The 26,786-nt window shown below is 59.0% G+C and carries 27 protein-coding genes; 14 read left to right on the forward strand and 13 right to left on the reverse strand.

All coding sequences use genetic code 11. From position 1 onward, the window contains the following. Nucleotides 1-4 precede the first annotated feature (4 nt). The 4 genes from P0111_09905 to P0111_09920 all read right to left on the reverse strand — a co-directional run bounded on the left by P0111_09905 (nucleotide 5) and on the right by P0111_09920 (nucleotide 5,339). The gene (locus tag P0111_09905) at nucleotides 5-415 is read right to left on the reverse strand and encodes a hypothetical protein (GenBank protein ID MDF0644336.1); all 411 of its coding nucleotides are present in this window, start codon (nucleotides 413-415) and stop codon (nucleotides 5-7) included. Nucleotides 416-436: 21 nt separating this feature from the next. Continuing rightward, nucleotides 437-844 (reverse strand): hypothetical protein, encoded by a 408-nt coding sequence (locus P0111_09910; GenBank protein ID MDF0644337.1) that lies wholly within the window; start codon nucleotides 842-844, stop codon nucleotides 437-439. A gap of 264 nt (nucleotides 845-1,108) precedes the next feature. Then, the gene (locus P0111_09915; protein ID MDF0644338.1) at nucleotides 1,109-4,636 is read right to left on the reverse strand and encodes a vitamin B12-dependent ribonucleotide reductase; all 3,528 of its coding nucleotides are present in this window, start codon (nucleotides 4,634-4,636) and stop codon (nucleotides 1,109-1,111) included. A 331-nt stretch (nucleotides 4,637-4,967) separates the two neighbouring features. Beyond that, the gene (locus P0111_09920) at nucleotides 4,968-5,339 is read right to left on the reverse strand and encodes a DUF4359 domain-containing protein (protein MDF0644339.1); all 372 of its coding nucleotides are present in this window, start codon (nucleotides 5,337-5,339) and stop codon (nucleotides 4,968-4,970) included. Nucleotides 5,340-5,509: 170 nt separating this feature from the next. Here P0111_09920 and P0111_09925 point away from each other — a divergent pair, with 170 nt between their 5' ends. Beyond that, complete coding sequence (locus P0111_09925) at nucleotides 5,510-5,806, forward strand: hypothetical protein (protein ID MDF0644340.1); 297 nt, start codon at nucleotides 5,510-5,512, stop codon at nucleotides 5,804-5,806. Here the strand turns inward: P0111_09925 and P0111_09930 are convergent. Both P0111_09930 and P0111_09935 read right to left on the reverse strand, forming a co-directional pair. Then, nucleotides 5,801-7,063, reverse strand: coding sequence for an MFS transporter (locus tag P0111_09930; protein MDF0644341.1), 1,263 nt, complete (start codon nucleotides 7,061-7,063; stop codon nucleotides 5,801-5,803). The genes P0111_09925 and P0111_09930 overlap by 6 nt on opposite strands. 131 nt (nucleotides 7,064-7,194) lie before the next feature. After that, a complete protein-coding gene (locus tag P0111_09935) occupies nucleotides 7,195-7,602 on the reverse strand; it encodes a hypothetical protein (protein ID MDF0644342.1) in 408 nt (135 codons plus the stop codon). Between the two features lie 158 nt (nucleotides 7,603-7,760). Here P0111_09935 and mtaB point away from each other — a divergent pair, with 158 nt between their 5' ends. The 4 genes from mtaB to P0111_09955 all read left to right on the forward strand — a co-directional run bounded on the left by mtaB (nucleotide 7,761) and on the right by P0111_09955 (nucleotide 11,944). Next, nucleotides 7,761-9,110: a tRNA (N(6)-L-threonylcarbamoyladenosine(37)-C(2))-methylthiotransferase MtaB gene (mtaB, locus tag P0111_09940; protein MDF0644343.1), complete on the forward strand. Its 1,350-nt coding sequence runs from the start codon at nucleotides 7,761-7,763 to the stop codon at nucleotides 9,108-9,110. After that, nucleotides 9,107-10,447, forward strand: a complete 1,341-nt coding sequence (miaB, locus tag P0111_09945; protein MDF0644344.1) for a tRNA (N6-isopentenyl adenosine(37)-C2)-methylthiotransferase MiaB — start codon at nucleotides 9,107-9,109, stop codon at nucleotides 10,445-10,447. Before mtaB ends, miaB begins: the two co-directional genes overlap by 4 nt. A gap of 399 nt (nucleotides 10,448-10,846) precedes the next feature. Next, the gene (locus tag P0111_09950) at nucleotides 10,847-10,978 is read left to right on the forward strand and encodes a hypothetical protein (GenBank protein MDF0644345.1); all 132 of its coding nucleotides are present in this window, start codon (nucleotides 10,847-10,849) and stop codon (nucleotides 10,976-10,978) included. A gap of 54 nt (nucleotides 10,979-11,032) precedes the next feature. Beyond that, nucleotides 11,033-11,944: a hypothetical protein gene (locus tag P0111_09955; GenBank protein ID MDF0644346.1), complete on the forward strand. Its 912-nt coding sequence runs from the start codon at nucleotides 11,033-11,035 to the stop codon at nucleotides 11,942-11,944. A gap of 6 nt (nucleotides 11,945-11,950) precedes the next feature. On the opposite strand, the gene P0111_09960 is transcribed toward P0111_09955, so the two are convergent. The 3 genes from P0111_09960 to P0111_09970 are packed head-to-tail and all read right to left on the reverse strand — an operon-like array spanning nucleotide 11,951 to nucleotide 13,784. Continuing rightward, on the reverse strand, nucleotides 11,951-12,667 hold the full coding sequence (locus P0111_09960) for a 3'-5' exonuclease (protein MDF0644347.1): 717 nt from the start codon (nucleotides 12,665-12,667) through the stop codon (nucleotides 11,951-11,953). Then, nucleotides 12,664-13,068: a (deoxy)nucleoside triphosphate pyrophosphohydrolase gene (locus tag P0111_09965; protein ID MDF0644348.1), complete on the reverse strand. Its 405-nt coding sequence runs from the start codon at nucleotides 13,066-13,068 to the stop codon at nucleotides 12,664-12,666. The genes P0111_09960 and P0111_09965 overlap by 4 nt, the downstream gene beginning before the upstream one ends. Then, a complete protein-coding gene (locus P0111_09970; GenBank protein ID MDF0644349.1) occupies nucleotides 13,065-13,784 on the reverse strand; it encodes an A/G-specific adenine glycosylase in 720 nt (239 codons plus the stop codon). Before P0111_09970 ends, P0111_09965 begins: the two co-directional genes overlap by 4 nt. 148 nt (nucleotides 13,785-13,932) lie before the next feature. On the opposite strand from P0111_09970, the gene P0111_09975 reads away from it, so the two are divergent. The 4 genes from P0111_09975 (at nucleotide 13,933) to P0111_09990 (ending at nucleotide 15,478) form a co-directional block, all read left to right on the forward strand. Continuing rightward, the gene (locus P0111_09975; protein ID MDF0644350.1) at nucleotides 13,933-14,409 is read left to right on the forward strand and encodes a hypothetical protein; all 477 of its coding nucleotides are present in this window, start codon (nucleotides 13,933-13,935) and stop codon (nucleotides 14,407-14,409) included. 219 nt (nucleotides 14,410-14,628) lie between these two features. After that, a complete protein-coding gene (locus P0111_09980) occupies nucleotides 14,629-14,955 on the forward strand; it encodes a PilZ domain-containing protein (GenBank protein MDF0644351.1) in 327 nt (108 codons plus the stop codon). Nucleotides 14,956-14,968: 13 nt separating this feature from the next. Further along, on the forward strand, nucleotides 14,969-15,208 hold the full coding sequence (locus P0111_09985; GenBank protein MDF0644352.1) for a hypothetical protein: 240 nt from the start codon (nucleotides 14,969-14,971) through the stop codon (nucleotides 15,206-15,208). 6 nt (nucleotides 15,209-15,214) lie between these two features. Beyond that, entirely contained in the window at nucleotides 15,215-15,478 is a 264-nt protein-coding gene (locus P0111_09990; GenBank protein MDF0644353.1) for a hypothetical protein, read from the forward strand. Here P0111_09990 and P0111_09995 read toward each other — a convergent pair. Further along, entirely contained in the window at nucleotides 15,473-16,039 is a 567-nt protein-coding gene (locus P0111_09995; protein MDF0644354.1) for an NUDIX hydrolase, read from the reverse strand. The genes P0111_09990 and P0111_09995 overlap by 6 nt on opposite strands. A gap of 54 nt (nucleotides 16,040-16,093) precedes the next feature. On the opposite strand from P0111_09995, the gene P0111_10000 reads away from it, so the two are divergent. The 4 genes from P0111_10000 to msrB all read left to right on the forward strand — a co-directional run bounded on the left by P0111_10000 (nucleotide 16,094) and on the right by msrB (nucleotide 22,367). After that, nucleotides 16,094-17,278 (forward strand): THUMP domain-containing protein, encoded by a 1,185-nt coding sequence (locus P0111_10000; protein MDF0644355.1) that lies wholly within the window; start codon nucleotides 16,094-16,096, stop codon nucleotides 17,276-17,278. A gap of 40 nt (nucleotides 17,279-17,318) precedes the next feature. Further along, nucleotides 17,319-19,322 carry a hypothetical protein gene (locus tag P0111_10005; GenBank protein ID MDF0644356.1) on the forward strand — a complete coding sequence of 668 codons (2,004 nt, stop codon included), beginning with the start codon at nucleotides 17,319-17,321 and terminating at the stop codon, nucleotides 19,320-19,322. A 115-nt stretch (nucleotides 19,323-19,437) separates the two neighbouring features. Beyond that, nucleotides 19,438-21,837 (forward strand): endopeptidase La, encoded by a 2,400-nt coding sequence (gene lon / locus P0111_10010; protein ID MDF0644357.1) that lies wholly within the window; start codon nucleotides 19,438-19,440, stop codon nucleotides 21,835-21,837. Nucleotides 21,838-21,947: 110 nt separating this feature from the next. Then, nucleotides 21,948-22,367, forward strand: a complete 420-nt coding sequence (gene msrB, locus P0111_10015; protein ID MDF0644358.1) for a peptide-methionine (R)-S-oxide reductase MsrB — start codon at nucleotides 21,948-21,950, stop codon at nucleotides 22,365-22,367. A gap of 92 nt (nucleotides 22,368-22,459) precedes the next feature. Here the strand turns inward: msrB and P0111_10020 are convergent, their stop codons facing one another. Further along, the gene (locus P0111_10020) at nucleotides 22,460-22,945 is read right to left on the reverse strand and encodes a DUF4112 domain-containing protein (protein ID MDF0644359.1); all 486 of its coding nucleotides are present in this window, start codon (nucleotides 22,943-22,945) and stop codon (nucleotides 22,460-22,462) included. Next, the gene (locus P0111_10025) at nucleotides 22,938-23,558 is read right to left on the reverse strand and encodes a DsbA family protein (protein MDF0644360.1); all 621 of its coding nucleotides are present in this window, start codon (nucleotides 23,556-23,558) and stop codon (nucleotides 22,938-22,940) included. Before P0111_10025 ends, P0111_10020 begins: the two co-directional genes overlap by 8 nt. A 238-nt stretch (nucleotides 23,559-23,796) precedes the next feature. On the opposite strand from P0111_10025, the gene P0111_10030 reads away from it, so the two are divergent. Further along, on the forward strand, nucleotides 23,797-25,998 hold the full coding sequence (locus P0111_10030) for a radical SAM protein (GenBank protein ID MDF0644361.1): 2,202 nt from the start codon (nucleotides 23,797-23,799) through the stop codon (nucleotides 25,996-25,998). A gap of 48 nt (nucleotides 25,999-26,046) precedes the next feature. Here P0111_10030 and P0111_10035 read toward each other — a convergent pair whose 3' ends face one another. Next, the gene (locus P0111_10035; GenBank protein MDF0644362.1) at nucleotides 26,047-26,682 is read right to left on the reverse strand and encodes a peroxiredoxin; all 636 of its coding nucleotides are present in this window, start codon (nucleotides 26,680-26,682) and stop codon (nucleotides 26,047-26,049) included. Between the last annotated feature and the right edge of the window lie 104 nt (nucleotides 26,683-26,786).

The raw sequence follows: 26,786 nt of genomic DNA on the forward strand, positions 1-26,786 counted from the left end.
CTGACTAGAACTCGTCAAGCGATTGATCCCGGAGTACGGAAAGGGCCTTCTCTGTGTTGGCTACAGTCAAGACGACGATGGCGCGCTTCCCCTCTCGGGACGGCGTGCAGTAGCCGCACTTGATATTGATGCGGGCCTGGGTCAGGAGATCGGCCACGTCGTTGAGGGCGCCCGGCTTGTTTTCCAGGCTCAACACGAGCGCTGTCTCCTCCGAAAATCGGATCTTTGCCGCCCGCAGCGCAGCCCTTGCGCCCTCCAGATCGGCAACCAGCAATCTGAGCTTGCCTGTTCCGGTCACTTCAGGGGCGGAAAACGCCTTGATGTTGACTCCGGCCGACGCCAGGACCGAAGCTACTTGAGCCATAACTCCCGGTTTGCTCTGTCCGTTGATAACCAGCTGGGTAGTGGTAGGCATGGGGCCTCTCTTTACAGTGCGTTAAAGCACGTGACAGATGTCGTGAATGAACGTGTACTCATAGACACAGCTAAACACGACGGAAGTGTCTTGGGCAAGCTTCTGAGCCATGTCCTTCATGCCGCGTGGCACCAACAGGTAAAATGGAACCCCGCGTACGACGGTCCGCTTCCAATTCTTCGCCGTCCGGTTCTCGGCCAATGAAGCCTCCGTCTCGACCTCGGCCATCCACTCTATTGTATGACCTCCCGGCGTCACATGCCATCCCACAATGTCGCAAGACTGGCTGGGCCCCGCCCAGGGATTTTGCTCCAGGTTCGTATGGATGGTCACCTTGCAGTGAAAGGCCTTGGCCCACCGTTCGGCCACTTGACTGACGACCTGATCATGGACCGAGTCGACACCTTGTTCGCGCAGTGTGGTAGTCATGGACCCCCCTCCGCTTAGGCATGCTTGAAGCTCAATCTTATGTACTACGCAAGATGTAGAGGATTGACATTCCCCAAGGCTTTCCACGTTTCACAGAAAGGGCATAGAACCAGCAGGTGCCCACTTTCATATCTCACGCCAGAGTAAGGTCTTATAGGCTGTTGATGCTGATTGCCCCATTTCAAGATCACGCGATTGCAGCAGACGAATGTGCTTTCCCTGGTTCCCACAGCGTTCACTCCTTTGTTCGGAGTTGCCTCTGCTCTACGAACATCCGCTCGTCGCACCGCAGTGATCGCACTTGAGACAGGTTCCGTTTCGCACCATCTTGAATTGCTTGCACTCCTGACAGGGGTCACCCTCATAGCCCTGTTGACGGGCAATCTGTATTGCGGTCAAGGTCAATGTCTCTCGCTTGAGTTCAACCTTGTGGGACACGTTGCCGTTTCCGTTGCCTCCGTGGCGCGCTGTAATGCCGTGCCGCGCCGGAACCCGGTCGGTGACGATCGAAGACAACGCCAGCGTTTCCGGATCAGCTTCCTCGTTCGAGCATTCCGGGTCCTGCTCGTCTTTCTTCACCGAGTCCATGCGGAGATCTTCCTCCTTGACCTGCGCCAGATCGTATCGGTCCAGGTAGGTCACGGCCAACTCGCGGAAAATGTAGTCGATGATGGATGTCGACATCTTGATCCGGTCATTCAATTTGACCGGCCCATTCGGTTCGAACCGGGTGAAGACGAAGGCTTCCACGAACTCCTCCAGCGGAACACCGTGCTGCAGGCCCAGCGAAATCGCGATGGCGAAACAATTCATCAGGCTGCGGAAAGCGGCGCCCTCCTTGTGCATATCGAGGAAAATTTCCCCGACCGTCCCGTCTTCGTATTCGCCGGTACGGAGGTACAGCTTGTGTCCGCCGATGACGGCCTTTTGCGTATAGCCGTTGCGCCTTGCCGGCAAGGGACGTCGTTTGGCCAGGTAACGGACGAGCACCCGTTCGGTGATTTTTTCCGCGACCGACACGACGTCCGTCGCCGCTTCCACGCTCTTGGTCGTGTCAACGGAAGCGGACAGCGGCTGGCTGAGTTTGGAGCCGTCGCGGTACAGCGCGACCGCTTTGACCATGTTTTTCCACGAAAACAGATACGCGGACTTGACGTCGTCAAGCGTCGCATCGGCCGGCATGTTGATGGTCTTGCTGATCGCGCCGCTGATGAACGGCTGGGCGGCGGCCATCATCCGGATGTGCGCATCGACCGCAATGTACCGTTGCCCGATTCTACCGCACCGGTTGGCGCAATCGAAGACCGGCAAGTGTTCCGTCTTGAGGTAGGGGGCGCCTTCGACCGTCATCGTGCCGCAGCAATAGTCATTTGCGGCGGCGATCTCTTCCTGCGTGAAGCCCATGGCTTTGAGCATGTTGAAGTTGGCTTCCGTGAATTGCACGTCGGTGAAACCGAGCTTTTCCCGGCAGAAGCTCTCGCCGAGAACATACTTGTTGAACGCAAACCGGATTTCAAAAGCCTGGGCCAAACCGCTCTCCAGACGAGCCAGCGCTGCATCGTCGAACCCCTTTTGCTTCAGCGTCTCGTGATTGATGAAGGGGGCGCTTTGCAGACTTTGGTGGCCGACGCAATAGCTGACTATGTCTTGAATTTGGGACTGGGAATAACCCAATGTAGCCAGCGCCGGCGGCAGGCTTTGATTGATGATCTTGAAATACCCTCCGCCCGCCAGTTTCTTGAACTTCACCAGCGCGAAGTCCGGCTCGATGCCCGTGGTGTCGCAGTCCATGACGAGTCCGATCGTTCCGGTGGGAGCGATGACGGTGACTTGGGCGTTCCGATAGCCGTAGGCCGTTCCCAACTCCAGGGCGCGGTCCCAGGCCCTCCGAGCCGCGATCAACAAATCGGGGGGGCAGTGCTCTGCCTGAATGCCGACCGGCCGAATGGTCAGGCCCTCGTACTCTTCTTCCGGCGCGTGATAGGCCGCGCGACGGTGATTCCGGATGACGCGGAGCATCGATTCCCGATTCTTCGCGTAGCCGGGGAAAGGCCAGAGTTCTGCTGCCATCTCGGCGGAGGCGCTGTAGGCTTCCCCGGTCATGATCGCAGTGAGGGCGCCGCAGATCGCCGTGGCCTTCGGAGAATCGTAGGGAATGCCCTGACGCATGAGAACGGTGCCGAGGTTCGCGTAGCCGAGGCCCAACGTGCGGAACTGATAGCTCTTTTCCGCGATCGAACGGCTCGGAAACGAAGCCATCAACACGCTGATCTCCAGCACGACCGTCCAGAGCCGCACCGCATGGCGAAAACTCTCCAGTTCAAACTGGCCGTCGCCGGTGAAAAACTGCGCTAAATTCAAAGAGGCCAGGTTGCAGGCTGTGTCGTCGAGGAACATGTATTCGGAACAGGGATTGGAGGCGTTGATACGCCCGTCCTCCGGGCAGGTATGCCACTCATTGATCGTCGTGTCGTATTGGGTTCCCGGATCGGCACAGATCCAGGCGGCCCAGGCGATGCGGTCCCAGAGTTCCCGCGCCTTGACGGTCTTGGAAATCTTTCCATCCACGCGGCGCTTGAGCTGCCAGTCGCCGTCGTTTTCCAAGGCAGTGAAGAATTCGTTGGGAATGCGGACGCTGTTGTTGGAATTCTGCCCGGAGACGGTCTGGTAGGCCCTGCCGTCCCAGTTCGTGTCGTACTCGTGGAAGACAAAATGGGTGAAACCTTGTTGGGCGTAGGAAAACATCCGTTGGATGTAGGCTTCGGGCACCGCATTCCGGCGTGCCGCGATGACCGCTTCCCTCAGGATGCCGTTGCGCTTGGGATCCACCTCGACTCTCGGGGTGCCGTCGTTCTCGACGACATGGCAGGCCTTGAGCACGGCATTGAGCCGTTGCGCGCAGATTTTCGAGCCGGTCACCATGGCGGCGACTTTCTGCTCTTCAATCACTTTCCAGTCGATGAATTCTTCGATGTCCGGATGGTCCAAATCCAAGCAGACCATCTTCGCCGCGCGCCTGGTCGTGCCCCCGGATTTGATGGCGCCGGCCGCCCGGTCTCCGATCCGCAGGAACGACATCAAACCGGAGGAACGACCCCCGCCGGACAGCGATTCTCCATCTCCGCGTAGCTTTGAATAATTCGTTCCGGTTCCGGAACCGTACTTGAACAGACGCGCTTCGCGCACCCAGAGGTCCATGATGCCGTTCTCATTGACGAGATCGTCCTCGATGGATTGGATGAAGCAGGCGTGCGGCTGCGGATGCTCGAAGGCATTGGTCGCCTTGACGACCTCACGGGTCTGCGGGTCTACATAATAATGGCCTTGAGCCGGCCCGGAAAGACCGTAGGCATAGTGCAGCCCCGTGTTGAACCATTGGGGGCTGTTGGGGGCCGCCATCTGGTGCGCCAACATGAAGCACAGTTCGTCATGAAAGGCCGCGCTGTCCTCGGCGGTCTTGAAGTAGCCGTAGGACTTGCCCCAATGCGTCCAGCACCCGGCCAGACGATCAAAAACTTGGCGTGCGTCCCGCTCTCCGCCGAGCACCGGTTTGCCGTCCTGGCTGACGACCGAATTACCCGATTCGTCCCGTTGGGGCACGCCGGCCTTGCGGAAGTATTTCTGCGCCAGGATATCGATGGCCAATTGCGACCATGATTCCGGGATGTCGATCTGCTCCAATTTAAAGACGGTCGATCCGTCAGGGTTGCGAATCTCCGACGAACGCTTCACGAACGTTAAGCCTTCATAAGGACTTTGTCCGGGACGTGTGAATCGCCGTTCTATTCTCACGATCTCTCCTCCCAGGGTTAATGGCAGCGCAAGTCGCTTAACGGCCGTGGACGAACAGTGAAACCGACTTGGACACCTCTGCCTCTGAGGGGAGGAAATCCTCTCCCGGAGCAGAGTGAGGGACTACATATAGCCATTGCTGGAAATTGTCAACACCAAATATTGTGGTTTCCCTGTGGATAGCGAGGACATTCTGTGGATAACTATGGAGCCGCATCCGTAGTCGATTTCGCGGAATTTCCATCGATTTATCCACAGGAGGATGACCGTCGATCGGTAGTCGCAGATCAGCAGGCGGGAAGGCGAAGGTCGAAGGGGAAAACCGCGAGTGCTAGAACGCCAGGCGGCCCAAACGGATGACGGCATCGTCGACGCCTTTGAGCGGGATGAAGCGGCCCCCGATTGCAAGGACTTCGATATGAACTTCGAGCGCGGTCGTCTCGAACAGACTGAAGAGCCCCCAGTTGCGTTGGATGGTATGCGGGCGTACGACGCTCTCCACCAACTCGCGGCTGTGCAAGCGAAAAATGGTGCGGACCATGTCGCGTTCCCTCTGCGGAGCGGACGATTCATGTCGGTCCAGGGCTTTCCCCAGTTCCGCTTCGACGAATGTCACATAGTCATCCAACGAAGGGTTGGTCAAGACCAAAGCGACGCTTGCCGTCAGGGCCGTCACGAGCAGCAACAATAGCCAGAGCTTCATGCTGTTCCTTGCTGTGTATGCCTGATGCCGCACTCAATTCCCATCATTCGGTTTCCGCGCCGCAACCGGGGCGGTCCATGCCGTTTTGACAAGCGCATTGCGCACGATTAGCCTACTCAGAAGCAGCGGGTCAGTTGCCGGACATTTCATCCTTCACGTTGGAGGGATCCATGTATGTTTGGAGTAAACGCATCGTCGGACTGTTGCTGGGGCTGTTCATTGTGGTTCTCGGGATATTTCTGTTCCAAACTTCTCCCGAGCGGGCCAGCGGACTCAAGACCCATACGATACGGTGGATGGCGTTGAACTATGTCGGTCTGGTCGTCTGGGTCTTCGTCTGGATGATTGACCAGGCGCGCGTACGAGCGAAGAACGTCTGGGTATGGCTCGTGCCATTTCTCCTTGCTCCCTTACCGACACTCATGCTGTACGTGCTGTTCTTGCAACGCCGAGTCATGCCTCTATAATACGGCGCATTCCCCGACGGATCCCGACTCAGACTGCTCCTGGAGCTTGGACCGCAGCGTCCAGGCAAGCCAAACCCCCGGCAATGCCAGGAGAAAGGAAATGAAGAAAAACTGCGGCCACCCGACGGCGCCCACCAAATCGGCCGATGGACGTCCGGAAAGGACGCGCCCCACGGCCTCGATGGACGAGAGCAGCGCGAATTGCGTGGCGGTGTACCGGTGGTCGCAGAGCGACATGATCAGCGCGACGAATGCTGCGGTTCCCATTCCCCCAGTCACGTTTTCGATCAGTACGGAGGCCGTCAACGCCGCGTAACTTTTTCCCGCCCAGGCGAGCCCCGTAAAACAGAGATTCGAAAGCGCCTGAAAAAGCCCAAACAGCACGAGCGAGGGAACCAAACCCATTCTCGCCATAGCTATTCCACCTGCCAAGGCACCGCCCAACGTCGCGAATAAGCCGGTCCCTTTGACGTAACCCACGTCGCTGGTCGAAAAGCCCAGTCCTCCAATGAAGAATGCCGTCTGTAGCGATGCGGCGACAGCGTCGCCGATCTTGTACAGCAGGATCAACAGCAGCAGCTTGACGATATTGGGACGGGAGAACAACTCCCCTAACGGGTCACCCACGGCCTCGATGAGACTCAAGGGCGGCGTTCCGGTGAACGTCGGTTCCGGAGCCGCCAGCACGGCGACGATTCCAGTCGCCATGATCCCGGCAAGGACCAGGTACGTGGATTCCCAGCCGATATGGTCGGCCAGCACCAATGCGCCGGAACTCGCGACCAATAAAGCGAATCGATAGCCGTTCACCCACACCGCGGCTCCAAAGCCGCGCTCGGCCGGCAGCAACAGGTCCGTGCGATACGCGTCGAATACGATGTCGAGCGACGCAGAAAGAAAGGCGACCAGAACCGCTGCCACAGCGAGCCATTCTGGACGCTCGCCCGTTCCGGTCATTGCCATGGCAACCAGCCCGAGGGTCACCCCGATCTGAGTCAGCAGCATCCATCCGCGGCGCCGCCCGAGCAACGGCGGCGTGATGCGGTCGAGAAGCGGAGCCCAGAGGAATTTCACCGTGTATGGAAGCCCGACGAGGGTGAAGATCCCGATGGTCTTCAGATCCAGTCCGACCACGGTCAGCCAGGCCTGGAGGGTGCCGCCGGTGAGCGCCAAAGGAAGCCCGGAGGCGAAGCCCAGGGGAAGCATGAAGGCGATTCGTCGATTCGCGAGAACTTGTGCGACTGAAAAGGCGCTCATGGTATGTCGACCATCATCGACCCGGATAAAATACCATCCAGCTGTTCGCCGTCCGCAGAGATTTCATAAAAGCCGGTGGCGGATGACCTGTGGACAATGAAGAGAGGGCGGCAAGGCGGTCGAGACGATCCTCAGCAAGGTTGGCCGTTGAACGTGCAAGGCTTGTAGCGGGAAATGTCGAACTCCACGTTTTCCTGATAGACTCGTTCGTTGCCGTTGACCCCGTCCTGTTCGGGGTCATTCCACATCGTATGGTTCCACCAATAGAACAACGGATAGGCCTCTGTCTGATAGACCGGGTTGCCGTAGTTGCTCCGGGCATACTCCTGCACCATACGGCCGGTGACATAGTCCACCTGACCGTTTCCGCCCAAGGAATACAGCATCAGGAACAGCCTGGCTTCGTGGTCGTACAATTCGTCGATCCTGGAATTGAGATCCGGCTCGTTCGGCAGGAGTTCCTTGGTGGACACGAGCGAGGCGGAGAACAGCAGCATAAGGCAGACGAAGATGAAGAGGGCACGCGGGGAAGCGATCATCAGAGACTCACTCCGAGTCAGAGGCTTACGTGATGGGACGCATGCTACCACGGCCATTGATCGGCTTCAACCAACTCAATTACGGCCAAGCGATCGGGGTGTTCTCCGATCGGCTGCCTTGCCCGAGGGTCCGCCACTCACTATAATGCCCGTCCGTTATGAGACGCGCGTCTTTGCATACGCTGGGTTGTCGGCTGAATCAGGCGGAGACATCCGTGCTCGAATCCCGATTGCGCAAAGAAGGCTACGAACTTGTGGCCTTCGGTCAGCCGACCGATTTGCTGGTGGTGAACACCTGCTCGGTAACGAAAGAGGCGGAGCGTACCTGTCGGTATGTGGTGAGGAAGACATTGAAACATTCTCCTGGTGCGTTCGTCGCCGTGACCGGCTGCTATGCCCAGACCGGCGGACAGGAGCTGCGGTCGATGACTGGCGTCGATTTGATCGTCGGCAATCAGTTCAAATGGGAGCTGCCGTCGATGCTGCCCGCGCCTGAGCATCTGCGAAAGTCTCCCAAGCCCGAAGTCGTTCACAGTAAAACGATCGACCGAGATGACTTCGTGCTACCCGAATATGGAACGCCCGATTCGACGAGGGCGTCCGTGAAGATTCAGGACGGATGCAACGTGATGTGCAGTTTCTGTCTCATTCCTTTCGCCCGCGGCCATGAGCGAAGTCGCGTGTTGGAAGACACGCTTCAGGAAGCGGCCATGCTGGCGGCGGCAGGATATCGGGAGGTCGTGCTGACCGGGGTGAACATCGGCCGGTACAGGCAAGACGGCCGCGGTTTGCTGGCGCTCATCGACGCTCTTGAACGGATCGACGGCCTGGAACGGATCAGAATTTCTTCGATCGAGCCCACGACCATTGACGAGGGGCTGATCGAGCGGATGGCTGCATCTTCGAAACTCTGTCCGTATCTGCATGTGCCCCTGCAGAGCGGCGACGATTCGATCCTATCGGCCATGAACCGGCCGTACCGTGTCCGGGATTTTGTGAAACTGATCGAACGGGTTATTCGAACGGTGCCGTCGCTTGGATTGGGCACCGACGTGATGGTGGGATTCCCGGGAGAATCAAAGGAGGCGTTTCTCAATACGGTCCGTTTGACAGAAACTCTCCCCTTCTCCTATCTCCATGTGTTCCCGTTCTCGCCGAGACCGGGCACGGCCGCCGTGCGACTGAACGGATGCGTTTCCGGGGGAATGGTCCGGGAACGGGCGATGAGACTGGCGGCAGTGGATCGCGCCAAGCGGATGCTGTTTGCAGAGCGCCATATCGGGTCGACCGTTCCGGTCCTGTTCGAGGCCGGAGAGACCTGCGGCTTTGCAGTGGGGACGGCGCCGAATTTTCTGCGAGTCGCCGTGACTGCTTCCGACTCGCTCACCAACACAATCCGGTCCGTCCGCATTTCGGCCGCGTCCGAGCGATGGGCCGTGGGGCGGGTGGCTTCGCTCCGGCCTGCGTCGAAGACTCTGCCCACCATTTCCTCGGTGTCGATCTCATGAATCAGCAACGGCCTCCCCAGGTGCATCTCGAGACCTTCGGATGTCAGATGAATGAGTATGACTCCGAACTCGTACGCTCGCTGCTCGCGCGCGACGGTTTCGTTTTCACCGATGACCGCGAGCGGGCCGATGTGATTCTGATGAATACCTGCGCGATCCGAGAGAATGCCCACAACAAGGTCTACACTCACCTATCGGATCTTCGGGCGCTTAAACGGCAGCGTCCTTTGGTCGTCGGTGTGCTTGGCTGCATGGCTCAGAATCTGAAGGAGGAGTTGACCGAGAAGGAACCTTTGGTGGATGTGTTGGCCGGGCCGGATTCATATCGCCACCTGTCGGGGCTCATCGCGAAGGCCATGGAATTGCAGGAACAGGGGGAACTCCGGCGACAAATGGCGGTCGATCTCTCGGAGTACGAAACCTACGACGATGTGGCTCCGGATCGTCGCGACGGGGTGAACGCCTGGATCGCAGTCATGCGAGGCTGCGACAACTTTTGCAGTTTCTGCGTGGTGCCCTATACGAGGGGAAGAGAGCGATCCCGGGAGCCGGATGGGATCGTGGCCGAGGCCCGGATGGCGGCCGCGGGAGGGTTCAAGCAGATCACATTGCTGGGGCAGAACGTCAATTCCTACCGATACGGCGACTGGGATTTTGCCAGGTTGCTGGTGGCGGTGGCGGATGTGCCGGGCATCGAACGAGTGCGATTCACCTCTCCCCATCCGAAGGATTTTCCCACGGCCCTGCTGGAGGCGGTGGTGTCGCATCCCAAAATCTGCAAGCATGTTCATTTGCCGGTGCAGTCGGGAAACGACAGAATTCTGCGCTTGATGAACCGGACCTACAGCCGGGGCGCCTATCTGAGCTTGGTGGATCAAATCCGTTCGTCATGCCCGGACATCGTGCTCACCACCGACGTGATCGCGGGCTTCTGCTCGGAATCGGACGAGGAATTTTCAGACACATATCGACTTCTCGAAGAGGTCAGATATCACTCGGCGTTCATCTTCAAGTATTCCGAACGCAGGAATACGATCGCGGCCAGAAAATGGTCAGATGAGGTCTCTGAATCGGTCAAGTCGGAACGGGTGACTGCGTTGGTCGATCTCCAACGCAGAATTTCCCAAGAGCGCAACAGGGTCTATCTCGGCACGACCCTGTCCGTCTTGGTCGAAGGCGACGCCAAACGCTCCCCGTCTCAGGGCATGGGCAAGACCGACGGAAACATCACCGTGGTCTGGTCCAAGGAGTCCGTTCACGCCGGTCCCGGCCAGATGATTCAGCTCTCGGTTTATGATTGCTCCGCATCGACTCTCTATGGTGCCACCCCAGCCTGATTGGACCTCAACCATCATCTTCGTAATCCACGATCGAACAGTTTTGTACCGGAAGTGCTCTTCTTTGTAGGAACCTCTTATTCGTTTCTCGTTGCGACCTGCCGAACCCTCTCTTCTCCGAAGGAAATGTTGCCTAAGTCCGTCCAATTGGATAAAGCAGAATATTATTACGGAATTGAGAGATAGAGATGTAAAAATAACAATGATTTAAGCGGCAAAGCGTAACCTTTCAACTAGCTCGAAATTGATCGGATTACGAAAAGACCGTGCGAAGTCTGGATGGAAAGTCTTCATTTGATAGCGAGGAGTGGCCCAAAGACGGCAAAGAGGCACAAAGTTTGCTTAATCCTTCGCAGAGTCCTGTCAAGAATGTACACCTTGTAGCTGCTGGAGAACACTATGGATTCCAAGCTCGCCTCCCCTCCAGACCAAAGGTCCGATTCTTCCGTCAGCCTGGAAACCGTCATTGCGGTGGGGCTCTTCGGATGGCTGGCCTTGAGCATGACTCTGATGGGGCTGGGAATCTGGTAGGCCTTCCATCTGATGATCGTTCGACACCATCGTCCCGACCACAGGAGATCGTCCATGATATTCCAATCCATGTGTTCCGTCGACCGTAAGCGGCCGGCCTACGGGCTTTGGGCGATCGCCGTTGTGGCCCTGGTTGTGGCCGGTTGTTCGAGCGCTTCAAAGATCGCACAGAGCTCAAAGGGCGGGGTGCAACTGGAAGATGTGGCTGATTGGTCGTTTGAAGCCAGTCATCCGGCCGTCATCGACCAGGCGACCATGATGAAGATCGTGAAGGGTCTCTACAGCGATGAGGGTGAGAACGGGTCTTCGAAAATGTCCGCTGGTGGCAGCAAGCCGATGAGAACGTTCAGCGATGAGGATGCGGAGTTTCTTGCTCCCCTGCTCGTACAAGGCTTATCCAAGGCGAAACCGGAACAGATCGTCGCCTTCCGCGTATCCTCATTGGCAGGGTCAGGCGTTGAACCCACCACGGGCAGCCTCTATGTGCAGAAAGGATTCGTTTACCTCACGATCGCCAAAGGCGCCAAAGCGACCGGATTTGCTCCTGAATCCGTCGCCCATGCCGAGAGCGCTCCCGCCTATGCGGCGGGGGGCGCTGTGGGCATGATGGCCATGGTGATCGATTATCACGCGCTGGCCAAGGCTTCGATGACATCTCTGGCTGCCTCGAAGCCCCAGGCACGATCCCAGGCCATGACTTCCGGTGCTCCCATGGCGAGCACCGAGCAAGCCAAGGCGCAAGCGATGACCGAACCGGGTCCGATGTCCGAGATGGATGAAATTCAGAAGGCGAAAGAAGCGCTCGCGAAAAAGGACTTGGAGATTAGCATGCTGCGCAAGGAATCGAGCTGGATGAAACGTGAGCTGCGTGACCAGGCTGAAGAAATCAAGGCGCTCAGGGCCAGCAAGGTGTCCTCGAAACCAGCCCCGGTGAAGAAACGGGCTGAAGCGCATCAGACCCGTTGAGTGTATTCATCTGACGTCGATGAGCTCCGGTTGAAGGAGCACGACTTCACGAGACAGCGGCTGGCGGAAATTCATCCGACAGTAACAGGCATAGGTCACAAAGGTGTCCTGCAGGCAGTAGAGAGCCAGTTCTCGCCCCTGTCCCTTCTCCCACATTTGCGCGACTTGGTCTCCGCTCCCTGACTTGGTTTCGACGTTCAAAGCTCTGGCCAGCACATCAAGCTTGACCCACCCCCTCTGGTCCCAATTGCTCCAGACCGCCATCGTATCGTAGACCGGATCGGTCCGAAATTTAGCCAGATTGATGTCCAGGCTCGGCTTCACCTGGTGGATGATCGATCGCTTCTTGATGAATGGAAGATCGAATCCCAAGCCGTTATGAGTGATGAACGAGGACGGCCGGGCCTGCGCCACGCGAGACCAGAATTGGCGAAGCAATTCCCGTTCGTTGCCCCCGTACCAAGCCACGGCTCCCCGGGGCTCCAACTGATCCGAAAACTCCAGCAGTCCGATGCAGACGATCGCACTGAAGGTTCCGTCGAAGGCGGATTTGGCGTACTGTTCTTCCTCGACGCGCCGGCGCTCCGCAGCCGCTCCGGCAGAAAAGAGGTCCAGGTCGCCGGATTCCGGAGCCAGATCCGCCTGACACGGCTGTCTGCCGAGCAGGCGTTCCCATTCCTCTCTGGGCGCCTGTATCGTTTCGATGTCCAGGACCACTTTCACAGGCTCCGCCCCACCCCCTGATATTGCAACGCTTCGATGATCGGTCGGTCGGCAGGAGGAAACTCGTACTCGTTGAGTTCGGAGGGATGGACCCAGCGAAGCTCGGCGCAATCGACGGGCGAAGGCCGACCCGCCTCAATTGCGCATCGAAAAAAATGCAACTCGACGGTCTTTCCCCGATAGTCGTGTCTGATGATCCGAAAGGGAATGGGTATGTCGATGCGAACGCCCAATTCCTCCAGGAGTTCCCGCCTCAAACAGTCCTCCAGGGTTTCCCCCTCTTCCCTTTTGCCGCCGGGGAATTCCCACAGGCCCCCCAAATGGACCCCGGCCTTGCGCTTGGCAATCAAATATCGACCGTCTTCGTAGATCAGGCCAGCGGCCACTTCGATGAGTTTCATGCGGTCCTTGTCTTGTGGGCGCTGAACGGGTAGGTCTTACAGATCGACCTCATTGGACACGGTTGGCAGGACGGATTTCTTGACGTACAACAGGTGGCGCCGAAGTCCATCAATGCCTGATTGAAGTCATAGCCTCTGCCTTTCGGGATCAACGCTTCCGAGAGGGCCCAGAGCTTGGACTTAGCGGCCTTGGGGTCCCCCTTGGCGATGAACACCCGATGAAGAACCCGCATGACATTGGTGTCGAGGATCGGTGCATCTTCGTTGAATGCAAACGATCTGATCGCCCCTGCCGTATAGCGTCCGATACCTTTGAAGGAGAGCAGATCCTCCTCCGCGTTGGGGAGTTTGCCGTCATATCGCGCAACCGTTTCGCGGGCGATGCTGTGCAGCCGTTCCGGTCTGATGTTGTATCCAAGGGGATACCAGGTAGCCTTGACCTCCCCTGCCGGCGCTTCGGCGAGATGCTGGAAACTGGGATAGCGGTCGAGGAACTCGTGGTATTTCGGGATCACGCGATCGACTTGGGTCTGTTGCAGCATGACCTCCGACACGAGAATATGATAGGGATCTGCCGTCTTACGCCAAGGCAGATCTCTCCCGTTTGCCTCATACCACTTTAGAAGCCTCAGCTGGAAGCGCCGCTTGAGCCCGCGATTGACCTTGGGGGTTTGATTGACGGCTTGCCGTCGTGCGGGCGTCATGCGGCGAGTCATGGATCGTACTCCGTGGCGGCATTGTATGAGGCCCTCTCCTGCAAAATCAAACGACGTCCTCTAGTCGAGTGATGAGAACGGCGGCGCGGTGTGGTTGGGAACGCCGGCTCGTGTTAAGGTATAGGTGGCACGCGGCGAAGGAGGAAGCGTGGATCGTACAACCGTGACGCCCTCCCCTTCCGATGTTCTGCGGCGGCGGGGACGATTCGCTTGGATTCTCGGCATGGTGCTTACGGCCGCTGCATCCTACGCGGCCGACGCATCGGTGCCGTGGGAATGCTCAAGCTACAGCGAGCAGGCTCAAGCCCGTTGTATGAACGCGTTTATCGAAGAGCAACGGGAGCAAATCCAAAAGTTGGAGGGGCAGCTGCAGGCAGAACGTGAAGCGGTCGCGGGACTGAAGAGCCAAGTCGAACGGCAAGCCGCCGCGACGTCGGACCTCCAGCAGCAGCTTTCACAGAGGCAGACGACTTCGCTCGTGCCGGCGCCCTACACATACACGTATGCCTTTCCCCCGGTCGGGCTCGGCTTCTACTTGGGACGTCCGTGGATCTACGGACCTCCCTACTACTACCATCCTTATTGGGGACCGAGATTCTATGGGCGCTGGGGGCGGAGCTGGTAGTGGTCGGCGACAAGCGTCCATTGCGATACCCATTGCGTTTTCCTTCCCTTCCTACCGCCCTCCTGGTCGAAGCGCGAAAATTTTTGACAATCCGGCCTGTCGCGTCTAGCCTTTGCTGAACGCCGATGAGCACTCAGCCGGTCCCGAGACGAGCTGACACCTGTAGATCGCCCATCAGATAGCTCCCCGAGCGATTGTCCCAGAACGAGAGAACGACTCATGGTGACGCGCAAGTTTAAACGCTATCCGGTTTCGCTAAGCAGTACGCTTGTCCATAAGGATCAGTTCCGCCACAAGGGTGCGATCCGTGACCTTTCGGCGAAGGGCTGCCGAGTCGACAGTCTGTTGAGTCCGTTCACCGGCATGCAGGTGACGCTGCTCCTGCACGTACCGGGAGAGGCGGCACCGATTACGATCGATAACGCCGCGATTCGGTGGTGCGGGTCGCAAGGAATCGGCATGGAGTTTCTGGTCGTAGCCAAGCCGGACGAAGCTCGCCTGAGCCGCATCATTCAACAGCTCGAGGCCGGTGCCGCTGCCCGTTGATGCGTCTTCTCCGTTGCAATCCCGCGATGATCTTCGTATCCTCTCCCGCATGGACGTGAGTTCACTTTCGCCACAACAACTGAAGGAATTAGTCTGCGGCATCGTCGATGATCGGTTACGGGAGTTGCTAGGCGATCCGGATCTCGGCCTACAATTGGGTGAGACGTTGCGGACTCGGCTCAAGGCGTCGCTCGCCAATACCGAACGTCTGTCCGGCGAAGAGGTCGCGCACAGGCTCGGCCTCCGCTGGTAGGTGCCCATGCCTTGGTATCGCCTGTCGTTCCAGCCTGTGGTCCTCGACGATCTCTCGACGATCGAGATGCCGGCGGCTCAACGGCTGTTCGAGAAGACCAAGTGGATTGCTTCGAACGTCGATAATCTGCGACATGAGCCGGCGGCCTCGGATCTTCCCGGCCTCTGCAAGTATGCGGTGGGCGAATGGCGGATTTTTTATGCGCTCGACCGCGCCGGCCAACTGGTCGACATCCACGCGATCGTACGCCGATCTTCGATGTTGCTATGAACGGCCGTCTTCTTGCGTCGGCTTGGCCAAAGCTCCGGGAATCGTCGCGACGTGAAGCCTCATTTCGCCCTTTGCGAGGTCGTCGACGTAACGCCGCAACGCTTGTTTAACGACCGTGAATGCGATGCGGTCCCAAGGAATCGCCGAGGGGTGAAACAGCCGCGCTTCGAGACTTTCCGCTCCGGCTCCGAACCGCTCCGATCGCATTCTTCCGACGAATACCAGATACACCTGGCCGATGTGCGGCAGGCTGAGCACGGAGTGAAGTCCGGTGAGGACCACCTCTGCTTGGGCTTCTTCGACCGTTTCACGGATGGCCGCCTGTTCCGTGCTCTCCCCAATCTCCATAAAACCGGCGGGAAAAGTCCAGAGACCGGACTTGGGTTCAATCGCCCGTCGGCAGAGCAGGATCCGGTCATTCCATTCTGGGATACAGCCTGCGACAATCTTGGGATTATGATAATGGATGACGGTGCAGGAACCGCAGACGAACCGCGGCATGTTGTCTCCCTCGGGTATCTGTTGGGAGACAGGGTGGCCGCAGGCGCTGCAGAAGTTCATGGGATCGAGCCTTGTGGGGCACAAAGGCCGAGCACGTGACGCGGGACGCAAGAGATGGATAACACAAAACACCGGTTCTTTTCACCCTGCCCCCGTGGTCTTGAAGGGGTCTTGGAGCAGGAACTCGGCGGTGTCGGAATCGACTCGGCCGAACCGACCGAGGGCGGAGTCGCGTTTACTGGGCCGTGGGCCGCGCTCTATCACGTGAATCTTGAAAGCCGCGTCGCCAACCGCGTGCTGTGGGAGGTGGGACGCGCCCCCTATTGCACGGAAGCCGACATCTACCGTAGCGCCTATGCGCTCGCGTGGCCGGATTGGTTCGAGCCCGGACGAACCATCCGAGTGAAAGTCAGCGCGCGCCGCTGTCCGCTTGCCAGCTTGAATTTTCTCACGCTTCGGATCAAGGATGCCGTGTGCGACAAATTCGTGGCAGTCCGTCGCCAACGGCCGAGTGTCGACACGCACCAACCGGATGTCCGGATCGACGCGTTTCTCGATGCCGAGTCGGTGACGTTCTACCTCGATACTTCGGGGGAACCACTGTTCAAACGAGGATATCGGCTTGCGCAGATCGAGGCGCCTATACGGGAGAATCTGGCGGCCGGCATGGTGCTCTTGAGCGGCTGGAGGCCGGAGCAGCCGTTCGTGGATCCGATGTGCGGCGGGGGGACGATTTCCCTGGAAGCCGCGCTGATAGCGAGACGAATTGCACCCGGCATCAGACGTGCCTTCGCGTTCGAACGGCTTCTGCCTCATGATCCCGCGCGATGGAGCAAAATTCGGAAGGCAGCCAGCGCACGGCAACTGGCCGCAGTGCCCCTGTCCATTTATGCCTCCGACAGGGATGAGCAGGCACTTCAGATTGCGCGGCGCCTCTTTCACGCCGCCGGGATGGTCGCAGATATCGATATCAAGGTGAAGCTTCAAGACTTCCTGGCGCTGGAGCCGCCGGCTTCTCACGGAGTCATGCTCGTCAATCCTCCGTACGGAGTGCGGCTCGGTCATTCTGAAAGGTCGGATGCCTTGTATGCCGGGATCGGAGATCGGCTCAAGCAGCGATGGGCCGGCTGGCGAGTCCATGTCTTCACCGGCGATTCTCGATTGAAACAGTCGATCGGGTTGCGCCCGTCCCGACGCATCCCTCTTTATAATGGCCCTCTCGAGTGCCGACTATATGAGTTCAAGATCGTCGAAGGCTCGATGCGAAGGAATGCAGGGTCCGTCAACCTCCATGGTTAATGCTCCCGCTCGTCGTCCAAGCAGACGGATTAGGACTCTCTTGGTTATCGGCCTCGTGCCGGTGCTGTCCGGCTGCGGCATGATCCAGGGGGTGGTGTCCATGCTTTCCCCCGCGCCGGCCGCAAAACCGCGAAGCCCGTTGCGAGACTCGGTGGTCGAGCGCCTCATGCCGTCAGTCCGTCCGGACGTGCAAGGATTGCCTGAACAGATACAGCGCGACGGTGCTGCACCGGCCGCATCGGGAGAGGCCGTGCGGGCTCGGTTCAAACGACGATTGATCCTCGATGCGTTGAGGCAACCTTGGGACGGCCTCGCCGATCTCGAAGGTCACGGGCTGTTGGCGGCCGAACTGGCCGAAGGCGGCGCCGTGAACCTCCCCGGCGTACTGGACGTGCTGGAGGCAGGAATGGATCGGACGTCGACGTTCCACAAAGCGATCGCGCTGCCAACCGGCTCCCAGATAGCGGCCGCGACCGCCTTCATGGTGGACAGTTTGGCCGAAGCCTCCCAGCATCGTGACAGAGCGTTGAGCGACCTCACCGAGGATGAGCGCGGGTTTCTCTTCAACCACGCGGCACGGTTGGTCGAACGGTTCACTCCTCAGGTGTCCAATCTGACCGAACAGGCCGTGTCGTCTCTGAAGGAAGATGCGCGCTTCGCGGAATTGATCGAGGAACGTGTCGATCACGCCAATCTTATCGCCGCCGCCCAGGTGCTGGCCCGTCTGGCCAACGAGCGGTGGCTCCATCAACTTACGGGGACATTGTCGCGACCCATGCCTCAGGAGAAGGTTCCGCACGGCGTGACGGGCGACGTGCTCTACGCCGAAAAGAGTTCCTATGGGCTTATTGTGATCGGAGGATTCGGCGCGAACACCTATGAGTTGGATGCCAGGTTCGGGCTGGTCATTGATCTCGGTGGCGATGATCGCTACGTGGGCATGATCGCCGCCTCGACGGATCCGGACCATGGCAACGCCGTCGTAATCGATGTTGCAGGAAACGATCGATACGAGGGCCGCGCCTTCGGTTTGGCCGTCGGACGGCTCGGGGTGGGTCTGCTGATCGATCTGGCCGGCGACGATGCCTATCAGCTCGAGCAGGGTTCCGGCGGAACCGGCTTCGCAGGAATCGGAATTCTGTTCGATGCCAGGGGCAACGACGACTATGTCGGAAGCAGAATGACCCAGGGAGCGGCCGTTCACGGGCTGGGGTTGTTGCTCGACACGGCGGGCGACGACCGGTATACGAGCTATGGGTTTGCCATCGGGTTCGGAGGGCCATCCGGAATAGGAGCGGTCATCGATGTGCAGGGGGACGACCGATATCAATGTGGAGGGAAATATCCCAGCGCCTACAATGCAGAAGATGCCCCTAACGGCAAACCGGGCGACCCGATGTTTCAATACGACTGCTTCGGACTAGGAACTGGATCCGGTGGCAGAGTGTTGAGCCGACGAGCCGATCGACAAGCCTTCAGTTCGGCCGGAGGCTGGGGCCTCCTCGTCGACGTCGCAGGATCGGACCACTATGAAAGCGCGAACTTTTCTCAAGGCCATGGATACTTCTTCGGGGCCGGCGTGCTGTTGGATCTCGCCGGGAACGACGAGTATCACGCCGCGCGGTACGGACACGGCTCGTCCGCGCATTACGGGATCGGCCTTTTCAATGACCGACGGGGTGACGATCGCTACGGATCGAGCGGACCGTTCTACAACGGCGGCGTAGCGTGGGACCATGCCGTCGGTCTGATGATCGACAGCGACAAAGGCAGAGACCAGTACCTGTTCGATCGATCGACCGGCCTCGGGACCGCAGACCATTCCGGATGGGGACTGTTCATCGATGAAGGGGGCAACGATCAATACGGCGTCAAGGGAGGCTTCGGCCGCGCCAACGAAAACAGCGTGAGCGCCTTTTTCGATTTAGGAGGCATCGACACCTATCGGCTCCCATCTGAGGTAGCTCCCGCTCCGGATCAGCGGCCGAGCGACGGCAAGGTGGTGATGTATCCTCACGACGGCGGTCTCTTTGTCGATCGTTAGACGACACTAATGATCGGCTGTGTTTCAATATATTCTGATTGTTGACTTTCCCTTCCGCGGACCTATCTGCAGCCATGGGACCTTGTCTGCTTACTCGTAAACGGAGGGCACTTCAATGACCACGACATTGACCCTGACGTTACCGGTTCTCCCGATTAAACGGACGGTATTGTTTCCTGGAATCCTCATGCCGGTGACCGTGGGGCGCGAGCGATCCGTTGCAGCGGTCAATGCCGCTCTGAAGACCGAAGAGAAGATGATTCTCGTGGTCGCCCAGCGCGATCCGTCGACCGAGAATCCCGGACTGGACGATCTCTATACGATCGGGACGAAAGCCATTGTGAAGCAGGTCGCCAACGCCGAGGACGGTACCCTCCATGCCCTCGTCCAGGGCATCGAACGGGTGGCTTTGCTCAAGGCCGATCAGACCGTCCCCTTCCTGCGCGTTCAGGTACGCCGTTTGGAACTCACGACCGATCAGGATCGGGAGGTGCAGGCCATCCAACGCGCGATTCAGGAATTGCTCACGGATTTACCGCGCGTGATTCAAGCCCCGGGAATCGAGGAGGCAGCTGCGGCGTTCCGCAAAGAGGAGAATCCGGCGACCCTGGCCTATCGAGTGGCGTCGCTACTCAACCTGACCGTCAAGGAAGAGCAAACCTTGTTGGAAAGTTCGTCCACGATCGAACTGCTCCGGACGCTGTATGCTGCGCTTTCGAAAGAGATCCAAATTCTTCAACTGCGGGACAAGATCGCCAGCGACGCACAGGCGAAGATCGGGAAGAACCAGCGGGAATACATTCTCCGGGAGCAGCTGAAGGCCATCCATCAGGAACTCGGAGAGGGCGAGGGTGACGAGAGCGAGTTGAGCGAGCTCAAGAAGCGGATTCAAGAGGCGGAGATCCCCGACCACGTGCGGAAGGAGGTCGACCGCGAAGTGGCCCGTCTGGCCAAGGTCCCTTCCTCATCCCCGGACCACCAGGTGCTCCGGACCTACCTGGATCTGGTGCTGGAATTACCGTGGACCAAGCTCTCCGAAGAACGGCTCGACCTCACCAAGGTACGACAAGTCCTGGAAGAGGATCACTACGGCATCAAGGAGGTCAAGGAGCGAATTGTCGAGCACTTGGCGGTGTTGAAGTTGAATCCCTCCGCCAAAGCGCCGATTCTCTGCCTCGTCGGTCCTCCGGGCGTCGGCAAGACGAGCTTGGGCCAATCGATCGCGCGCGCCATGGGACGGACCTTCGAACGTTTCAGCCTCGGCGGCATTCACGACGAAGCGGAGCTGCGCGGCCATCGTCGAACGTACGTGGGCGCATTGCCCGGACGGATCATCCAGGCGATGCGGCGCGCCGGCGTCAAGAATCCGGTGCTGATGCTCGACGAGGTCGACAAAATGGGACGCGATTTCCGAGGTGATCCGGCGGCGGCGTTGCTGGAGATCCTGGATCCGGCTCAGAACCATACGTTTCGCGATCACTATCTGGATCTGCCGTTCGATCTGTCGCAGGTGTTCTTCATCACGACTGCGAACACGCTGGATACAATCAGTCAGCCGTTGCTCGACCGGATGGAGATCATCCGGGTTCAGGGTTACAGCGAACGGGAGAAGGCGGAAATCGCCCGCCGCTATCTGTGGCCGAGACGGCTGAAGGAAGCCGGACTCGACACCGAGCAGGTACGGTTGCCGGACAGCGTGCTCGATCACATCATCGCGCGCTATACGAGAGAAGCCGGAGTGCGTCAGCTCGAGCAGATGCTCGGACGGCTTACGCGCAAGGTGGCGTTGACCTTCGCCGACCTGCCTGCCGACACGCCGCGCGCGTCGGTCACGGTGGAGACGGCGTTGCTTCCGGAATGGCTGGGTTCGGAGCGATTCATGCCTGAGGAAGCTCGGAAGAATATCCCGATTGGGGTGGCCACCGGATTGGCCTGGACGCCCACGGGCGGCGATGTGCTGTACATCGAAACAACGTTGCTGCCCGGCAGCCATGAATTGACCCTGACCGGTCAGCTGGGCGACGTGATGCAGGAATCGGCCCGTGCCGCTCGCAGCTACCTCTGGTCGCATGCGGAGGGCATGGGGCTCGACATCTCCCGATTCAAACGGAACGGGGTGCATGTGCATGTGCCGTCCGGAGCCATTCCGAAGGACGGTCCGTCCGCCGGTATTACGATGGCGACCGCACTGGCCTCATCCTATGTGAGCAAACCGGTGCGGAGTGACACCGCCATGACCGGGGAAATCAGCCTCAGCGGGCTGGTGCTGCCGGTCGGCGGCATCAAGGAAAAGGTCTTGGCCGCGCACCGAGCCGGCATCCGGAGGATCATTCTTCCGAAGGCCAATGAAAAGGATCTCAAAGAGGTTCCCCAGGAGGTTCGCGACGATCTGACGTTCATTCCGGTCGAGCGGATCGAGGAAGTGCTGCCGGCCGCATTTGGTCACGAGTCGGCTGTCCAAGGAGATTCCTTGTCCGCTTCTTCCGCTCCGTCTTCGGCCAGGGCAAGGGAGTGACAACGGAGTCAGTTGACCGGCTCGCCCCTTGTACCGGGGCGGACGTTGTGTAAGGATCTTGTCGCCCAGGCGACACCTCAGGGGGAATACGGATGACAAAGGAGGGCGCCATGCCGACAAAGATCGAGATCGGGCCGATCGTCAAAGTCGTCAAAACGGACGAAGAATGGAAAAAGCTTCTCCCCACCGAGGCCTATCGGGTTCTCCGGCATGAGGACACCGAGCGACCCTTCGTCAATCCGTTGCATGAGAACCATGAGACCGGCGTCTACCACTGCGCCGGTTGCGACCTCCCGCTGTTTTCTTCCGATCACAAATTCGACAGCGGAACCGGCTGGCCGAGTTTTTGGCAACCAATCGATCCGAAGGTGATCGAAACCACGACCGATTTCAAGCTGATCTTTCCCCGTACGGAAGTCCATTGCGCGCGGTGCCAGGGCCATCAGGGTCATGTCTTCAAAGATGGACCGAAACCCACCGGCTTGCGCTACTGCATCAACGGGGTTGCGCTCAAGTTCGTCGCGTCGTGACAAGCTCCTGACAAGGAACTCGCGGGTACTCTGGATCTCGTTCGAATGGTCAACCTATCGCCGGCCAAAGGTTAGATGCCGTTCTCGGAAGGTCAGTCAGCAACCGCCTGACAGATCCTCATGAGGCACCATGCCACCAGGATGATTGCGAGTGCCAACAAGGCCGATGTGGCCGCGATGATGGAGGCTACGTAGAACCAGTCCCCTCCGGTCGTCCGTGACGGTTGAGTCGCCGCCTCCCGCAGCAGACGCGCATTTCTGGCGTGACTACGGAACCACACCGAAAAGAGGTCCCCTACTACCGGTATCGAGCCGATTGCTCCGTTGACCATCAGATTAACGCTCATCCTCGCCAGTACGATGCGCGGTACGTGAAGGCGCGCCGCGAGCCCTAGAATGGTGATGCCGATCAGATTGGCGAGCAGATCACCGATGCCGGGAATCAATCCAATGATCGGGTCCAGACCGAAATGCCAGGGCGTCCCAGGAATCTTCAAGGCCGAATCGAGCAAGGTTGCGAGGGCTTCGGCCGCCGCGACCATCGCTTCGCGTTGCGAGTCGGAACTGCCTCTACCCAAAGAACCTCTCGATCTGCTCCGGCGGCACGCAACCGATGAGCATCCGATCGTCGGGCGACACGAGGAGCGGGACACCGGCCTGTCCCGTCGCATGCCAACTCTCCTCCCATTCGTGCACGATCGACAGAGCGCTTTCTTCCGGGCTGAGGAGGATTCCCGCATCCGCGTGTCGCCCAGCCAAGCGATCCAAGACCTCTTGATCCGAAATATCCATCCCGTCGCGCCAGAATGCGGAATAGACACCTCGAATAAATTCCATGCCTCGGGACACGTCCAGGGACAGCAGCCACGAAGCGCGATCGATGGCCAGTTTGGTATTGGGCTTGCCGTTCGGCAGCTCAATACCCAGGTCAGGGGCTAGCCGCTTCACGACGGCCACTTCATGCCGTAACTCGGCCCTCAAGGCTCCCTCCCATGGCCGCATGGGACTCGGCAGATAGGGCGCATGTTGAACGCCCCGCCAGGCAACCAGTTCAATCAGCTTCATGTCGTGGAGGCGCTCGTGCAAGGCATAACAGAACGGGCAATTGAAATCGCTGTAGAGAATGAACGGTATGAAGTGAGGCGATACCCGCTTCTCTTCCATGAGAATGCACCCTAGCCGACGCTGCATGACACTGTCCACTATTCATAGGCTATGGGTCCGGTAGAGGGAAACGATCGGCTGGTTGCGTGGTGGTGGGTCAGCTATCCTTTTGTGTCATGCTGGCGCAAAATCAAGACTCCATGCTGAGTAGAAGGCCTTACCTGGATTCCCGCTTCCGCGAGAATGACACACTTCAGGGCTTCTACTCGCAACCTGATACCTTACCCTTCGCATCATCAATGGCAATGATGATCATGACTATGTTATGTCCGGCTCCATGAGGCCGGTTGGCGTCTTCTTGGTCATCCCTCCGTTGACTCAGCTGAACACGCCTTACCCGTCGACCGCCTATCTGACCGGCTTTCTCAGATCGCGCGGTGTTCCCTGCCATCAGGCCGACCTCGGCATCGAGATGATGCTGCGCTTGTTCAGTCGTGACGGAGTCCGCACGATCTTTGAGGAAGTGCGCAACTACAAGGGCCCGTTGCCGGACGAGGCTTGCGCCATGCTCGAAGCGGCGCGGACCTACACGAAGTGGATCGATCCGGTGATCGGATTTCTCCAAGGCCGTACCCCCGATTTGGCCGCCGAGTTGGCCAGCCAGGGCGTCCTGCCGCGCGGTCCGCGGTTTGCCGGACGAGCGGGATGGTCGCGATCGATGTCCGTGCAGGACCGGGCCAAGCTGCGGGCGACATGGTTCTTGGAGGACTTGGCCGACCTCGTGCAGGCTGTGGTTTCTCCTCATTTTGCGTTGAATCGATATGCCGAGCACCTGGCACGGTCCGCCTCGTCGTTCGAGGCGCTGGCGGCCGGCTTGGCCGAGGCGCCGAGTCTGACCGATCGGTTCATGCTGGACGCGCTCTCGGCGCATCTCGATCGGATCCAGCCCGGTCTTGTCGGACTGTCCGTGCCCTTTCCCGGCAACGTCTACGGCGCCTTTCGAATCGCCCAGGCCGTACGGCGACAGTGCCCCGAGACCGTCATCGCGCTGGGCGGGGGCTATGTGAACACGGAGTTGCGGCGGATCAGCGATCCCCGCATCTTCGACTACGTCGACTTCGTCACATTGGACGACGGAGAGCGTCCCCTGCTGTCGCTCGTCGAGCATCTCGCCGGGCGGCGATCGCGAAGCGCGCTGTGCCGGACGTTTCATCGTGACAATGGTCGTGTCCGTTACAGTTCCGAAACCACGCCGGTCGATTTTTCCATGAACGACGTGGGTTGCCCCACATACGACGGGTTGGCGCTCGATCGGTACGTGAGCATTCTCGACAGCACCAATCCGATGCATCGGTTATGGAGCGAGGGGCACTGGAACAAACTGACCGTTGCGCACGGGTGTTACTGGAAGCAATGTACCTTTTGCGACGTTGGATTGGATTACATCGGCCGCTATGAACCCACGCCCACTGAACGCATGATCGAACGGATCACACGCCTGATGGCCGAAACCGGTCGGAACACGTTTCATTTTGTCGACGAAGCCGCGCCGCCGGCCGGATTGAAATCGCTGGCCTTGGCCTTGCTGGAACGACGCCTGACGATCCGCTGGTGGGGCAATATTCGATTCGAAGCGGCGTTTTCACCCGACCTCTGCCGTCTATTGGCGGCTTCCGGCTGCATCGCGGTCACCGCGGGACTTGAGGCCGCGTCGGATCGCTTACTGGAACAAATGAGAAAGGGCATCACCGTCGATCAGACCGCCCTCGTGTGTTCCGCCTTCAACCAGGCCGGTATTCTGGTCCATGGCTACCTCATGTACGGGTTCCCGTCCGAGACGCTCCAGGAAACGGTCGATGCGCTCGAGCGTGTGCGCCAGTTGTTTGCCGCCGATCTGATGCAATCGGCCTTCTGGCATCGCTTTACGGCGACGGCGCACAGTCCCATTGGCCTTGATCCCAAATCCCACGGCATTCGCATTCTGGGTCCGCGGTTTCAGGGATTTGCCGACAACGATCTGATCCATACGGATCCCGCGAATCCGAGCGGTCCGACGCCCGACTGGGTACGGGAAGGCCTGCGGAGGTCCATGCTCAATTTCCTTGAGGGGCGCGGGCTGCGGATGGATGTGCGCGACTGGTTCGACCGGAAAATGCCCCGTCCGACCGTGCTGTCCACCTGGGCCCGGCGATTGGTCCGGCGCGAACCGAATCCCGATGACATCACCATCGAGCGCCGTCTCGTGTGGTTGGGCGGAATGCCGGCGGGACAAACCGTCGGCAACACGAGAATCTTGCGCTTGGCGAACGACAGGGAGAATACGTTGAACCTTCCCACGGCCGAGGCGCGGTGGATCGAGAACCTGATCGCACGCGCCGCGCCAAGGAGATGCAGGGGACGGGGGCAAACCTATCCGCTCCTCCGGGACGCCATCGGAAGTTTTCCCGGAGGCGGGAAGCGGGGCGAAAAGTTCCTCTCGAGTCCTTCGTGGGACAGGATCCGCAAGGCTGGCTTGCTGCTGGTGTGACCGGAGGGGCGGCGTGTGAATGCCGCCCCCCCACGTAGCAAGCCTTGATTACTTGTTCGGCTGAGGGGTGTAGCGAAGGTAGGGCTTGATGGTCTTGAAGCCCTTCGGGAACAAGGTCTTGGCCTCGTCATTGTTGACCGCGGGCGTGATAATGCAGTCCTCCCCGTCCTTCCAGTTCGCCGGGGTCGCGACCTTATACTTCGACGTCAACTGAAGCGAATCGATCACGCGGAGCAATTCGTCGAAATTCCGACCACATGATGCTGGATAGGTCAAGGTCAACTTGATCTTCTTGTCCGGCCCGATGATAAAGACGGATCGGACCGTCATGTTATCGATCGCGTTGGGATGAATCATATCGTACAGCGTGGAGACCTTCTTCTCGGGGTCGGCGATGATGGGATAATTCATCGTCGTGTGCTGCGTTTCGTTGATGTCGTTGATCCAACCCTTGTGCGAGTCCAGAGGGTCGACGCTGATCGCGATGACCTTGACGCCGCGCTTCTTGAACTCCGGGGTGATCTTTGCGACGGTGCCCAATTCCGTCGTGCAGACGGGCGTGTAGTCCTTGGGGTGAGAAAATAAAATGCCCCATCCGCTCCCCAGCCAGTCATGAAAGTTGATGGGCCCCTCGGTCGTTTCAGCCGTAAAGTTCGGAGCTTCATCTCCTAGTCGTAGAGCCATAATGTCCTCCGTCCATATTAATAAATATGATCGATCCAATTGACGACGATCACGCGGGCTTCTCTACGATACTGTGGAGCAGAGGGTCAGTTCAAGAGTCTCGT

This window comes from Nitrospira sp., assembly GCA_029194535.1.
Classification (GTDB): Bacteria; Nitrospirota; Nitrospiria; order Nitrospirales; family Nitrospiraceae; genus Nitrospira_C.

Excerpts from the sequence above, each read along its gene's own strand:
- P0111_09990 (MDF0644353.1), top strand. The coding sequence starts at position 15,215 with ATGCCTTGGTATCGCCTGTCGTTCCAGCCTGTGGTCCTCGACGATCTC.
- P0111_09935 (MDF0644342.1), bottom strand. The coding sequence starts at position 7,602 with ATGATCGCTTCCCCGCGTGCCCTCTTCATCTTCGTCTGCCTTATGCTG.
- msrB (MDF0644358.1), top strand. The coding sequence starts at position 21,948 with ATGCCGACAAAGATCGAGATCGGGCCGATCGTCAAAGTCGTCAAAACG.
- lon (MDF0644357.1), top strand. The coding sequence starts at position 19,438 with ATGACCACGACATTGACCCTGACGTTACCGGTTCTCCCGATTAAACGG.
- P0111_09910 (MDF0644337.1), bottom strand. The coding sequence starts at position 844 with ATGACTACCACACTGCGCGAACAAGGTGTCGACTCGGTCCATGATCAG.
- P0111_10025 (MDF0644360.1), bottom strand. The coding sequence starts at position 23,558 with ATGCAGCGTCGGCTAGGGTGCATTCTCATGGAAGAGAAGCGGGTATCG.
- P0111_09980 (MDF0644351.1), top strand. The coding sequence starts at position 14,629 with ATGGTGACGCGCAAGTTTAAACGCTATCCGGTTTCGCTAAGCAGTACG.
- P0111_09930 (MDF0644341.1), bottom strand. The coding sequence starts at position 7,063 with ATGAGCGCCTTTTCAGTCGCACAAGTTCTCGCGAATCGACGAATCGCC.
- P0111_09955 (MDF0644346.1), top strand. The coding sequence starts at position 11,033 with ATGATATTCCAATCCATGTGTTCCGTCGACCGTAAGCGGCCGGCCTAC.
- P0111_10030 (MDF0644361.1), top strand. The coding sequence starts at position 23,797 with ATGTCCGGCTCCATGAGGCCGGTTGGCGTCTTCTTGGTCATCCCTCCG.
- P0111_09970 (MDF0644349.1), bottom strand. The coding sequence starts at position 13,784 with ATGACTCGCCGCATGACGCCCGCACGACGGCAAGCCGTCAATCAAACC.
- P0111_09965 (MDF0644348.1), bottom strand. The coding sequence starts at position 13,068 with ATGAAACTCATCGAAGTGGCCGCTGGCCTGATCTACGAAGACGGTCGA.
- P0111_10035 (MDF0644362.1), bottom strand. The coding sequence starts at position 26,682 with ATGGCTCTACGACTAGGAGATGAAGCTCCGAACTTTACGGCTGAAACG.
- P0111_09920 (MDF0644339.1), bottom strand. The coding sequence starts at position 5,339 with ATGAAGCTCTGGCTATTGTTGCTGCTCGTGACGGCCCTGACGGCAAGC.
- P0111_09995 (MDF0644354.1), bottom strand. The coding sequence starts at position 16,039 with ATGAACTTCTGCAGCGCCTGCGGCCACCCTGTCTCCCAACAGATACCC.
- P0111_09905 (MDF0644336.1), bottom strand. The coding sequence starts at position 415 with ATGCCTACCACTACCCAGCTGGTTATCAACGGACAGAGCAAACCGGGA.
- P0111_09950 (MDF0644345.1), top strand. The coding sequence starts at position 10,847 with ATGGATTCCAAGCTCGCCTCCCCTCCAGACCAAAGGTCCGATTCTTCC.
- miaB (MDF0644344.1), top strand. The coding sequence starts at position 9,107 with ATGAATCAGCAACGGCCTCCCCAGGTGCATCTCGAGACCTTCGGATGT.
- mtaB (MDF0644343.1), top strand. The coding sequence starts at position 7,761 with ATGAGACGCGCGTCTTTGCATACGCTGGGTTGTCGGCTGAATCAGGCG.
- P0111_10000 (MDF0644355.1), top strand. The coding sequence starts at position 16,094 with ATGGATAACACAAAACACCGGTTCTTTTCACCCTGCCCCCGTGGTCTT.
- P0111_09925 (MDF0644340.1), top strand. The coding sequence starts at position 5,510 with ATGTATGTTTGGAGTAAACGCATCGTCGGACTGTTGCTGGGGCTGTTC.